Here is an 11,916-nt window from a genome sequence, read left to right on the forward strand (position 1 = left end):
TACAGTACCTATGCTAATTATGGCAAAGCGTTGGCGATGGTTCTCCCTTCCGCAATTACTGGCTCAAACGTCCGCATACAGTGGCTCAAAACTTCGCACTTCTGGCTCAATCTGTCCGCAATACTCAAGTGGAAGCAATTAAAGATTACTTATATTAATTTTGTTTTTCATACCAACAGGGCAATAAGGAATCAGTGGAGGGGAAACTGATTAGGGTTTTTGGAGAAAAAAAGACGGATCTTAATTATGAAATAAGAAAAGGCGTGTACGCTGTTATTTTCAACACTACTAGGGAGAAGGTTTTAACTGTCTACACTACAAGAGGACATTATTTTTTGCCCGGTGGTGGAATTGAAAAGGACGAGAGTTTTCAAGAATGCTTACATAGAGAAATGTTAGAAGAAACTGGATATAGCGTATCAATAGGCTCTTTTATAGGTGAGGCAAAAAGGTATTTTCAATCTACTAAAAATGAGCCATTATTAAATGAGGCATATTTTTACTTAGCAGCATTATTGGACAAGCTACAGGAGCCAATAGAAGAGGACCACTTTATAAAGTGGGTTGATATTCATGATGTTCAAGAGCTCCTTTTTCACGACCATCATTGTTGGGCTGTGTATGAAGGGTTAAAAATTGAACGGAATTTAAAAGGTGGGAGATAAGATGATTTTCTTTGATATAGACGGTACTTTACTCGATTATGATTATGCAGAACGGGAAGGAATTTTAGACTTTTTCCGAGCTAACCGTTATCTCTCAACTTTTTCTAATCAACAGGCAATTGATGTTTGGAAGCAACTTTCTAGTAAGTACTTTGATAAATTTTTAACGAATGAATTGTCATTTCAAGAGCAAAAAAGGGCAAGAATGATGGAACTATTTAAGATGGTTGAAATTGATCTTACCAATGATGAAGCTGATGAGAAATTTGAGCAATATTTCTCTTTCTATAAAGATAATTGGAAGGCCTATCCAGATACTATAGATGTATTGAACAAATTAATTCAGTTAGGTTATCGGCTAGGCATTATTAGTAATGGTGAATATCAACAACAGGTCGAAAAATTGCGATGTATAGGTATTGAAGATCACTTTGATTCTATTATCACTTCAAGTGAAGTGGGCGCGGCTAAACCAGATAGTACTATCTTCAAGGAAGCTTGTAGACTTACAAATAGCCCAATTGCAAACTGCTATTATGTAGGAGACAGATTGCAAACAGATGCATTAGCCAGTCAAATGGCTGGAATGAATGGTATATGGTTAAACCGAATAGATAAACGTTATCACCCTCAGCAAGGGATTGTTGAAATTAAGTCTCTGCATGAATTATTAAAGGTTATTACATAAATAATTTTCAGTTTATAAAATGCGGCATACATATTGGTAATTCTTAATGTTATGATTCAATGTTTTACTATTATTATAGATACTTTTATTGATAGAATAGTAGCTATATAGACGAGATAATACCTGTAATTGCCTGTCGTAAAATGTTTGTATGATACATTAAAGACGGTTATGAAAAGAGTACATGTACATGTGGTTTGGAAGCATCTGTCTGGATTTTGGGAGTATGTACATAAGGAAAGGGTGCATCTGTCTGGAGTTCGGGTGCATGTACGTATGGATTGGGAGCATCTGACTGGATTTTGGGCGCATGTACATGAAGAAAGGGAGCATCTGTCTGGAAATCGGGTGCATGTACGTATGGATTGGGAGTATCTGACTGGACTCCGGGCACATGTACATCAGGAAAGGGAGTATCCGGTTGAGAAATGGACTCATCCTACTGGAGCTTCTCTAAGCATAAATATAACATAGGGGGTAATTCAAATGGGGAAAGTTAGTTTTATTTCAGGAATAGTTATGATTGGATTAAGTGCTGTATTATTTACAACGGAAAGATTTATTGCTGTTTTACTATACGTTAGTGATAGTTTTCCTGTAAAACTGAATGGAAATGGATCGTATCCAGGTGAACCAAATATGCCAGCAATTTTTGATAATTTCTTTGTCGGTTTACTATTGATCCTTGGATTATTATTAATTGTATTAGGTGTCATTCAAAATAATAGACTTAGTAAGTAAATATAAAATTATTACCACTCAGCAAGACCAATACAAAGGGAAGGGAATGGGAGAATGATTATAGAGTCTTATGAGAAACCTTTGATGAATAAAAACCAGATAAATAAAAAAGGGACAGTAACAAAAGAGTATGTTGAAATAAATGGGTCGCGACAAGGATTGATTATCGAATCTTTAAATCAAGGAAAACCATTATTATTATTTTTACATGGAGGTCCTGGATTTCCGGTCTATCCAGTTAATAAAGCTTATGGTACCAAATTCGAGCAATTATTCGATATCTGTTATTGGGATCAAAGAGGTACAGGAATGTCGTACGATAATAAAGAAGCCAAAAATCCTCTAACGTTGGAACAAATGGTTGAGGACACCATTCAAGTAGTAAATTATTTACGGAAAAAGTATTCCCAAGACAAGATTTATTTGATTGGGCATTCCTGGGGTACTTATCTTGGTAGTATTGTCGCAAGTAAACGGCCTGAGTTATTCTACGCTTATATTGGTGTAGGCCAAATAGGGGCGCAAAAAGATTCTGAAAAAGAGACATATGATTATATCTTAAAAACAGCAATGGATCGGAAAATCATTCGTATGCTGTAATAAGAAAATAGTTTACAGAAAAGTATGGTGGGGGTTTTAAACGTGAAGGCTACTCTTTCACTCAGACTCTGAAAGATATTTTCTCCTGTCCAAATTATATTTTTAAAGAACGAATGAATATCCTAAGTGGTAGTTATTATAGCTATCAGTCATTAGCACATGCTATGTCTACAATTGATCTAATAAAATTAGTACCAACACTTAACCTCCCAGTATTTATACTCCAAGGAATACATGATTATCTAACTACTCACACGCAGGCGAAACGTTTTTATGAATCAATAGAATCCCCATACAAGGAAATGTACACCTTTGAAAATTCATCCCATACACCTTTTATTGAGGAACATGAACTTTTTTATAAAATTATGCGAGACAATGTATTGGGTGCGGTGTGATTTGACCTTTTGCTAACAATACAGAAGTCTATTACCGAGTGTCGCTTTTTTCTAGCGAAAGAATTCCAGAATATTAGGTTACCATTGATTTAGAAACGGAGTATTAAGAACTTGAAAAGGTGCAAGAGGTTAACTCAAATGGGTAGACCAAACCTATTTTGGAATTGTAATTACATCTTCATATGGAATGATCTTATGAAAGCTAATTGGAAGGGTAGTTGAACAAGTAATAACGATCCCAATGCGTTTAGATAATATAAAAAGGAGTCTATAATTAATGTCTAACAACTATTCATATAGAAAATTCCATTCGTTAATCATGTGGGTTTTAATTATTACCATTTTAATTCTTTTTATCTTTTTTCTTACAGAGCGAGGAAAATATGTAAATGAGAAGGACAAATTAGAATCAGCAACGATGTACCTGTATTATTTAGAGGTTGAAAGTAATTTAAGAAGCCTTCATCATTATTTAGGATTAAAATCAGCGAAAGAAATAGAGTGGGAGGAACAAGAGGTTAGCGAAACGCTTAACTATCATTTCGGCAATTTAGATAGAGGTATAGATAACGTAAACGATCCTATTCTAGAAGGAATCCCGGGAAAAGTACATACAGAACTTCTGACTCTGCAAGAGACGATAAAGACTTTCCAGCAAAGTATTCAATCTCAAGAAATCCTAGACGATACTACAAAAGAGGAAATTATGATGTTTTCTAGCTCCATCAATAGTTGTAACGTGGAAGAACATAATAAAAGTTGGGAGCAAATTTTTTCGGAGATAGAATGTTTAAATCAAAATACTATAAGTGCTGAAAAATAAGTGTATTAGTCGAAGCAGAGTTTAAATTAGGGGGAAGATGATGTGCTGATCATTATAACAGTAATATTATTTGTGTTTTTATACGATTTTACGGCAATTAGAAAGCAAAATAATACTATTAAGACAAAATGAACGAGTAATTACTTTATTAGAAGAAATCAAAAATAAGTAAACTATGTTTGTTCATTACGCTAGGTTTCGAACCATTGGCTGTGTACCATCTATATTATAAAAGTATAAGCTCATAAGATATTAGGTGAACGTAATAAGATAGTTTATCTAGCTTTCATAAACAGGGATAAGAATTTAGAACATTATAAGGTTTCTATTCAGATAATGGAATATTAGGTTAGAATATAGTAAAAAGGAATATCTGCTAGCATATTGTTAGTTAGAGAGGAGACGAATAGGATAACAAAAGTTAATAGGGAGATTATTTACCCGCTTTTCATCAAAAAATATCGGTTCCATATTTGGAATATTATGTTAATATAGTAATAAACGTATTGAAATTACGAACATAACAAGATAAACAACTAGAAACTATTTTTTTAATATTAATCACTCGACAAATTTAAGTCCTACCTATCTTAGAACAAGCATAGATTGTACTGAGGTGGGTTTTTATGAAAAAGCATCGGATAGGATTAAATAAAGGGGGTACAGCATCTTCTACACGATTTTTGTTATTTCTCTCCTTTATATTAGTCATTGTGATTACATATTTTAGTTTAGAATTTGTTGATCATAAAATAACGCCAACTATCGTACAAATTGCCGAGAGAAAAACGAAAGAATTTGCTACTAGAGGAATCAATTCTGCTGTTAAGTTTGCTGAAGAATATTCGTTTGACGATTTAGCGATAACGGATAGGAATGAAGCAGGTTATGTATCTATAATTGGTTATAATCCCACTGTTGTAAATAAAATTAAACGTGCGGCAACAGAACGTGTGGAAGAATTTTTCTATAGTATGAATCGAGGATTACCCACACAGTATTCTAATCCTCTTGGAGAGCCAGAAGTGTATGGGGACACGGTAGAAGAATTGGTTGATCGTGATCCAACTGTTATCGAAATACCAATAGGTCAAGCAACTGGAAATTCAATTCTAGCTAACCTAGGCCCAAGAATACCCGTTAAACTTGAGCTAATAGGTAATGTGGAAACAGAACTAATAGAAGAAATTCAACAGTTAGATATTAATAATGTCTATGTTTCGCTATATGTACAGGTCGAAGCAGAAGTTCAAATTATGATACCATTTACAACGGATGTTACTAAAGTTAGCTCTCGAATATTGATTGACAAGAGCCTAATAATGGGAAAAGTGCCGGAATTTTACGGTGGTAGTGGAGGTAATCCTCCTATTGCAGTTCCGATAGAGGATTTGGAAGATTAAATTGCTATTGAAATAAAGGAGAAGCAGCTACAGATGCACTATGAACTAATTTATGCGCGTTTAGATCAACAAGAGATACTATCGAATTTATTACAATTCTATATTTACGATTTTTCGGAGTTTATTGATGTACACGTTGAAGAAAATGGGAAATACAGCAACTATCCGTTAAACGATTATTGGGCGAAAGATAATCATTTCCCATATCTAATTAAGATAAATGGATATTATGCAGGATTTGCTTTAGTTAAACGAATAACAACAGAAACGAATTCCTATTATTCTATATCTGAATTCTTTATTATGAAAAAGTATCGAAGAACTGGTTTAGGTACATCAGTAGCTAAAAATATATTTGGTTTACATAAGGGAAAATGGGAAGTTTTTCAAATGGGTAAAAATAAACCAGCACAGTTATTTTGGAGAAATGTCATTAAGGAATACACAAATGGAAACTTTACTGAGCGAACAGAGGAAGGTAGATTAATTCAAGAGTTTACTAGTTAGCTAGTCAAACAATAGTTTGGAAAAATATATATAAGATTGCTTAACTAATGGTAAAATAAGTATATAGTTAAATAACTTGAGCGGAGGCTGAGAATTGGCAAAGAAGAAAAATGAAATATTAGAATGGTTCAAGCCGATAATTGGAGCAATTGTATTAGTCGTCCTTATTCGCACATTTATCTTTACACCGGTTGTAGTGGACGGATCTTCGATGAATCCGACTCTACAGGACAGGGACCGCATGATTGTAACAAAAATTGGGGAACCCGAAAGATTTGATATTGTTGTGTTTCACGCCCCGGAAGGTAAAGATTATATTAAACGTGTAATTGGTCTCCCTGGTGATAGAATTGAATATAAGAATGATGTTTTATATATAAATGGAGAAGCATATGATGAACCTTATTTAGATAGTTTTAAAGAAAAAACACAAGGCACACTAACAGGATCCTTTACCTTAGAGGATACCGCAGTAGGTAGTGAAACCGTTCCAGAAGGCCACCTATTCGTGTTAGGCGATAATAGAAGGCATAGTACAGATAGCCGACATATTGGAGCAATACCGTTCGATAAAGTAGTTGGAACAACGAATATTGTTTACTATCCATTAAATGAAATAAAAATTATAACGAAATAAATTATTTAATCAAACCTCAACTAGAATTTTTAGCATAAAAGAGTGCATCTACTCCAATAGAGAGTGTTGCACTTTTTTATCATCCTCTTTGATTTTATAACTATAATAGCTGCTACAAAATGGCTATGCGCTACTGACCGGAAAGAACGAACGGGTCTTCAAACGAGTTAAATACAAGATACGCTCATGACAAAATTTACTCAACTTCTGAACATACATTTAGAACAAATTGTTGAACAGCCAACCAACAAGATGTGCAGTATAATTAGCAGTTTACTATTTTAACTTAAGCCTATATCAATCAAACATGCACGAATTAAACCTACTTGACAGTAAATCCTCTTTTAAATCCAAAGATCAACAGACTTGAAATCATGTTGATAAATAGTAGATAGGAAGAAGAAAGGGAGAAGCTATAATCTCCCTTTGATTGAAAATAGCTAACGTTAGCTAACTTTATATGTTGTTTATATAAGCAAATCATTATATAATTATAAATAAATGCATTAGGTGGTGAATAGAGTATGTCAAAAGCAACTATTGAAATGGATAAAGCGTCAGCGATCTTAAAGTTATTAGGGGATAAGACACGCTTAACTATGATGAAGTTACTTGATAAGCATGATTGTTGTGTATGTGAGTTTGTGGAAATATTTAAAACAAGCCAACCATCCATTAGTCAACATATTCGTAAGTTAAGAGACTTAGGATTAATAAAAGAAGAGCGGAGAGGGCAATGGATATTCTACTCCATGAATAAATCGCATGAACATTATCCATTTGTTCAAGAAATCCTAAAACATCTACCAAATCAAGATGATAAATTAAGAGAATTAGAAGAACAAGGAACACGAATTACTTGTTGTTAACTTAAGGGGGAACTTATTTGTCAGCAATGGGAATACTCGCAATAATAATCTTTTTGGTCACATTAGTATTCGTTATTTGGCAACCAAAAGGATTATCAATTGGATGGTCTGCCTGTGGTGGTGCTATCTTGGCACTCTTAATAGGTGTCGTTGGTTTTCAAGACGTGATTGAGGTAACAGGGATTGTTTGGAATGCAACCTTAGCATTTGTAGCAATTATCCTTATTTCGTTAGTATTAGATGAAATTGGGTTCTTTGAATGGGCTTCCTTGCACATGGCAAGAATCGCAAAAGGTAATGGAATAAAGATGTTCATTTATGTAAGTATACTTGGTGCTTTCGTTGCAGCTTTTTTTGCAAATGATGGTGCAGCATTAATACTTACACCAATTGTTCTAGCGATGGTTCGAAATTTGAATTTTAAAGAAAAAATGGTTTTCCCATTTATAATGGCGAGCGGATTTATCGCTGATACAACTTCTTTACCACTTGTTGTCAGTAACTTAGTCAACATAGTTTCTGCAGACTTTTTTAATATTGGATTTGTGGAATATGCAACGAGAATGATTATACCAAATATCTTCTCGCTTGTTGCAACTATCGTGATCCTTTTAATTTACTTTAGAAAAAGTATTCCGAGGAACTATGATGTTTCACAATTAACCCCACCGTCTGAAGCAATTAAAGATAAGAAGATGTTTAATCTATCCTGGTATGTATTATCCGTTTTATTAATTGGGTATTTTGTTAGTGAGTTCATCCATCTCCCAGTTTCGATTGTCGCAGGGGTTATTGCTATCTTTTTCCTACTAGTAGCTAGAAAAAGTAAGGCAGTTAACACCATGGAAGTGATCAAAGGCGCACCCTGGAGTATTGTATTCTTCTCCATCGGAATGTATGTCGTTGTATTCGGCTTACGTAACGCTGGGTTGACGGATCTATTAGCTAATTTAATCCAGCTTGCTGCAGAGCAAGGATTATTTGTTGCAACAATTTCCATGGGATTTATAGCGGCCATTCTGTCATCCATTATGAATAACATGCCAACCGTTATGATTGATGCGATTGCCATTGCAGATACGAACACGACTGGAGTAATACGTGAAGCACTTATTTACGCCAATGTTATTGGTTCTGATTTAGGGCCAAAAATAACACCAATTGGTTCATTAGCCACTTTATTATGGCTTCATGTATTATCACAAAAAGGAGTAAAGATATCCTGGGGAACATACTTTAAGACGGGTATTGTTTTAACCATTCCTATCCTATTCATTACGTTACTTGGATTATATCTTACGCTTTATTTCTTGTAATGGTATTAATAAATGAATTGAATCATACGTACGATTGATGGTAAAAACAGCAGCAATTCTAAGAAAAAATAGAGATAAATATTGAAAAAACAAAATAGAAATGGAGAATGATTATGGCTAAAAAAACGATTTATTTCTTATGTACTGGTAACTCATGCAGAAGTCAGATGGCAGAAGGGTGGGCTAAAGCGCTTCTAGGTGATGAATGGGAAGTTCGAAGCGCTGGGATTGAGGCACATGGATTAAACCCTAATGCGGTAAAAGCGATGAAAGAAGTAGGAATTGATATTTCCGAGCAAGAATCCGAACTAATTGATAGCGATTATTTAAACAATGCGACAATGGCAGTTACCCTATGTGGTGATGCTGCTGATCGTTGCCCAATGACACCACCACATGTAAAAAGAGAGCACTGGGGATTTGATGATCCTGCAAAAGCAGAAGGCACAGATGAAGAAAAGTGGCAAGTATTCCAACGTGTACGTGATGAAATCGGGGAACGTATTAAACGTTTTGCTGAAACTGGAGAGTAAAATATACTAGGTTGATATTTGAAGTATATTAAGGCTCACGGTATAGTAAAAAATTATGCAAATAAACTAATTTAAGGCTATTCTTCAAGTAAGAGAATAGCCTTTTTCTATATGTAAATACATATATACTTTTAGTTAATACTGTATTAGTTTTAGAGAGAGAAAGTTTACACGATGGAAATGGTTATTATTGATAGGAATATGAAAATAATCCAGTACTAGATGGAAAACTATTCTATCATATTTAAGTTCTGATAGACTTCCAGAAAAATATGTTAGATGAATATCTGATTAGTATAAAAGTGCAAGACTATAACAGAGGAGTGTTTTCCAATGCAGAGGAATTACTTGATTATAACGTTCGGCATTGTTTGGACTATCATTTTTTCAGGTATGAGCTTTTATTGGGCAATGGGCGGCTTACTTGGTGTTAGATCTCTAGGGGGTTCTATATATGAAATGTCCCTAAACCCTTCCCCGTCATTCATCAAGATTGTTTGGCTTACCGGTTTTATGAAATTGCTTGGATTACTTTTATTATTGCTTCTTCTTGTTCAATGGAAGAAGGCTATCATAAATAGAACGCTGTATTATGTTGTGAAAATTGTAGGGACCTTACTGTTTTTATATGGGCTCCTTAATTTCATCACCATTACCTTAAGTACGATAAATATCTTAGATTTTGATTTAGATTTATATGCAACGCTTTGGCGATTATTTTTTTGGGAACCTTTTTGGATGATTGGTGGGATTTTTTACTTTTTTTCTGTTAAAAAACAGTAAATCTTCTTTCAACTCTCGACGGATTTTCTCAAATAAGCCATTCATTCTAACACACTCTTCTAGAATAGGAAGCAATAAATTAATGAGGGTGATCCAACTTGGATTACCCTTTTTGCAGTTGAATTCTAATTATATTTCGGAATGTTATGTTAGTATTTAGATAATAGTTTTTTGTTACAGGTGCTAGAGTTGGAGAATATCATTTTTATAATTATCTTGCGAGATAATGTACTTAGGGTAACCGCAGAGTGCTTAATAAGGTGATCGCTTTTTTCTAACAACAAGGTTGTTCTAATATTATGTTAGTATCGAAATAGAGATATTGATCTCTACAATACAAATTTACCTTGCTGTAGTCTTGGTATAATGATGTTAATGTTACTTGAAGGTACAGTAAGGTTAGGAGGTTTAATGTGCTAGAAACATTATCTTTAATCGGAGACAGATTAAGCAATGAAAATATAACTTGGGGAGTTGGTGGCTCACTACTCCTTAGCTTTTATAACATAATCGATAAACCAAATGATATCGATATATTAGTAGATGAAAGAAATGCTACCAAATTCAATAAAATTATGTCATCCATCGGAAAACCGAAAGAAGCATTAAGTGCTAACCCCTTTCGTACCAAATATTTCTCTAAATATAAAATAAATGGTGTCGATATTGATGTGATGGGTGGATTTGCAATACAACATGATGAAGGAATTTATAAACTATCACTGCAACAGGCATCCATTGTAGCTCACAAAAAAATACATGGGGTTGATATTCCTTTATGTTCGCTTGAGGATTGGTATATTTTATATTTATTAATTCCAAACAAACTAGAAAAAGCTATGCTTATTGAAAAGTATTTTAGAACTCATGGTGTAACATACCCGCATTTGTTAAAGGAAGCAATGAATCATTCTTTACTCCTTGAAGTTAAATGCAGAATTGATAAATTATTAGGCTAACTGGTGCAAGAGGTAGAGTTTTTGGAGAAGCGGTTTGTGGAGAAATCTATATCCACTATATGCTATAAAAGTAAAACAAAGTGGTCGTAGATGACCACCTATTTCTAATCTAATAATTTTTATGTTTGTATGTAGGGAGAAGTTATTATGCTATCGGGCATAAACTATTAAAAGTTAATGACAATAAAAGATCAATTATGAAATGAAGGAGAATTTTTAAATTGAAGGAATTTATTGGTACATTATTTGCTTGTATCTTTATTTGTTGGGTTTTTGTATTTTTCTTCCTCGGTTTTATCATAGAAAACATTTGGGCATTAGTTATTTTGCTTGTAGTCGTATTAGCAGTGTTCATTACAATTCTTATAAAACAGGAAGCCAGAATTGAAAAATTAGAAAAGAAAGTGGAAACGTTATTGAGTAACCAACAGGATTAAGGAATATTTAATATTGTGAAATTGTAGATAAAATCCAAAAACACATGTTTCTTTAAGACAGTCTTTATTTAATGTAGTTATATCAACTTTTCTATTGATTGCGATATCTTTCATAGGTTATAACTACTTCTTTAAAACGTGCATTGGAGGAGAATTATTTGAAATGGTGGAAATTAGTTTTACTGTGCCTGCTAACGATATTTTTAGTCGAATTAACAGTTGAGATAATAAAGAAGCTTTCATAAAAAGACCATACATAATAAAAACGTTCTAAAGAGAACTAAAGATTGACTAATGCCTATACTGTAAGCGGAATATATACCATAGATTTTGATTAAATAAAGATAGCTATAAGTAACAAAGAATATTATAATTAGAGACATAAGAATGAAGAGGAGACAAATACCATGTCCGAGAAAAAGAAGCTTAGTAGCCATTCGTCCGCTAGTTGCCCATAATCCAACGTTTAAAGCCCTGCATCAACACTATACAACACGGTCTGAAAAACCATTGAAAAAGCAACAGTCACTCATTGCCTTGTGTTGTAAGTTATTACG

At 33.7% G+C, this 11,916-nt stretch carries 16 protein-coding genes; all 16 read left to right on the plus strand.

All coding sequences use genetic code 11. The annotated features are described in order from the left end of the window. Positions 1-263 precede the first annotated feature (263 nt). The 16 genes from AAIB49_RS18265 to AAIB49_RS18335 all read left to right on the plus strand — a co-directional run bounded on the left by AAIB49_RS18265 (position 264) and on the right by AAIB49_RS18335 (position 11,359). Positions 264-665, plus strand: coding sequence for an NUDIX hydrolase (locus AAIB49_RS18265; protein ID WP_343458884.1), 402 nt, complete (start codon positions 264-266; stop codon positions 663-665). Position 666: 1 nt separating this feature from the next. After that, positions 667-1,353 carry an HAD family hydrolase gene (locus AAIB49_RS18270; protein ID WP_343458873.1) on the plus strand — a complete coding sequence of 229 codons (687 nt, stop codon included), beginning with the start codon at positions 667-669 and terminating at the stop codon, positions 1,351-1,353. Between the two features lie 129 nt (positions 1,354-1,482). Beyond that, the gene (locus AAIB49_RS18275) at positions 1,483-1,827 is read left to right on the plus strand and encodes a hypothetical protein (RefSeq protein WP_343458874.1); all 345 of its coding nucleotides are present in this window, start codon (positions 1,483-1,485) and stop codon (positions 1,825-1,827) included. 12 nt (positions 1,828-1,839) lie between these two features. Next, entirely contained in the window at positions 1,840-2,094 is a 255-nt protein-coding gene (locus tag AAIB49_RS18280) for a hypothetical protein (RefSeq protein ID WP_343458875.1), read from the plus strand. Positions 2,095-2,178: 84 nt separating this feature from the next. Beyond that, positions 2,179-2,694 (plus strand): alpha/beta fold hydrolase, encoded by a 516-nt coding sequence (locus tag AAIB49_RS18285; RefSeq protein ID WP_343458876.1) that lies wholly within the window; start codon positions 2,179-2,181, stop codon positions 2,692-2,694. A 164-nt stretch (positions 2,695-2,858) separates the two neighbouring features. Then, the gene (locus AAIB49_RS20045) at positions 2,859-3,092 is read left to right on the plus strand and encodes a serine aminopeptidase domain-containing protein (protein ID WP_481857892.1); all 234 of its coding nucleotides are present in this window, start codon (positions 2,859-2,861) and stop codon (positions 3,090-3,092) included. 277 nt (positions 3,093-3,369) lie between these two features. Next, positions 3,370-3,915: a hypothetical protein gene (locus tag AAIB49_RS18290; RefSeq protein WP_343458877.1), complete on the plus strand. Its 546-nt coding sequence runs from the start codon at positions 3,370-3,372 to the stop codon at positions 3,913-3,915. Positions 3,916-4,541: 626 nt separating this feature from the next. Continuing rightward, positions 4,542-5,318: a sporulation protein YunB gene (gene yunB / locus AAIB49_RS18295; protein WP_343458878.1), complete on the plus strand. Its 777-nt coding sequence runs from the start codon at positions 4,542-4,544 to the stop codon at positions 5,316-5,318. Positions 5,319-5,351: 33 nt separating this feature from the next. Then, complete coding sequence (locus tag AAIB49_RS18300) at positions 5,352-5,825, plus strand: GNAT family N-acetyltransferase (protein WP_343458879.1); 474 nt, start codon at positions 5,352-5,354, stop codon at positions 5,823-5,825. Between the two features lie 94 nt (positions 5,826-5,919). Beyond that, positions 5,920-6,462 (plus strand): signal peptidase I, encoded by a 543-nt coding sequence (lepB, locus tag AAIB49_RS18305; protein ID WP_343458880.1) that lies wholly within the window; start codon positions 5,920-5,922, stop codon positions 6,460-6,462. Positions 6,463-6,986: 524 nt separating this feature from the next. Further along, a complete protein-coding gene (locus AAIB49_RS18310) occupies positions 6,987-7,331 on the plus strand; it encodes an ArsR/SmtB family transcription factor (protein WP_186871518.1) in 345 nt (114 codons plus the stop codon). Positions 7,332-7,357: 26 nt separating this feature from the next. Continuing rightward, a complete protein-coding gene (locus AAIB49_RS18315) occupies positions 7,358-8,647 on the plus strand; it encodes an arsenic transporter (RefSeq protein WP_343458885.1) in 1,290 nt (429 codons plus the stop codon). Between the two features lie 113 nt (positions 8,648-8,760). Continuing rightward, positions 8,761-9,180: an arsenate reductase (thioredoxin) gene (arsC, locus tag AAIB49_RS18320; RefSeq protein WP_339214984.1), complete on the plus strand. Its 420-nt coding sequence runs from the start codon at positions 8,761-8,763 to the stop codon at positions 9,178-9,180. A gap of 333 nt (positions 9,181-9,513) precedes the next feature. Then, complete coding sequence (locus AAIB49_RS18325) at positions 9,514-9,963, plus strand: DUF3995 domain-containing protein (protein WP_343458881.1); 450 nt, start codon at positions 9,514-9,516, stop codon at positions 9,961-9,963. Positions 9,964-10,376: 413 nt separating this feature from the next. After that, positions 10,377-10,922 (plus strand): nucleotidyltransferase domain-containing protein, encoded by a 546-nt coding sequence (locus tag AAIB49_RS18330; protein WP_343458882.1) that lies wholly within the window; start codon positions 10,377-10,379, stop codon positions 10,920-10,922. A gap of 221 nt (positions 10,923-11,143) precedes the next feature. Continuing rightward, positions 11,144-11,359, plus strand: a complete 216-nt coding sequence (locus AAIB49_RS18335) for a hypothetical protein (protein WP_343458883.1) — start codon at positions 11,144-11,146, stop codon at positions 11,357-11,359. The last annotated feature ends 557 nt before the right edge of the window (positions 11,360-11,916 follow it).

The organism is Ornithinibacillus proteolyticus (genome assembly GCF_039581225.1).
Taxonomy (GTDB): Bacteria; Bacillota; Bacilli; order Bacillales; family Amphibacillaceae; genus Ornithinibacillus; species Ornithinibacillus massiliensis.

Bases quoted from the DNA above. Each gene is read 5' to 3' on its own strand.
- AAIB49_RS18325 (WP_343458881.1), top strand. From the start codon at position 9,514: ATGCAGAGGAATTACTTGATTATAACGTTCGGCATTGTTTGGACTATC.
- AAIB49_RS18310 (WP_186871518.1), top strand. From the start codon at position 6,987: ATGTCAAAAGCAACTATTGAAATGGATAAAGCGTCAGCGATCTTAAAG.
- AAIB49_RS18285 (WP_343458876.1), top strand. From the start codon at position 2,179: ATGAATAAAAACCAGATAAATAAAAAAGGGACAGTAACAAAAGAGTAT.
- AAIB49_RS18270 (WP_343458873.1), top strand. From the start codon at position 667: ATGATTTTCTTTGATATAGACGGTACTTTACTCGATTATGATTATGCA.
- yunB (WP_343458878.1), top strand. From the start codon at position 4,542: ATGAAAAAGCATCGGATAGGATTAAATAAAGGGGGTACAGCATCTTCT.
- arsC (WP_339214984.1), top strand. From the start codon at position 8,761: ATGGCTAAAAAAACGATTTATTTCTTATGTACTGGTAACTCATGCAGA.
- AAIB49_RS18290 (WP_343458877.1), top strand. From the start codon at position 3,370: ATGTCTAACAACTATTCATATAGAAAATTCCATTCGTTAATCATGTGG.
- AAIB49_RS20045 (WP_481857892.1), top strand. From the start codon at position 2,859: ATGTCTACAATTGATCTAATAAAATTAGTACCAACACTTAACCTCCCA.
- AAIB49_RS18315 (WP_343458885.1), top strand. From the start codon at position 7,358: ATGGGAATACTCGCAATAATAATCTTTTTGGTCACATTAGTATTCGTT.
- AAIB49_RS18280 (WP_343458875.1), top strand. From the start codon at position 1,840: ATGGGGAAAGTTAGTTTTATTTCAGGAATAGTTATGATTGGATTAAGT.
- AAIB49_RS18300 (WP_343458879.1), top strand. From the start codon at position 5,352: ATGCACTATGAACTAATTTATGCGCGTTTAGATCAACAAGAGATACTA.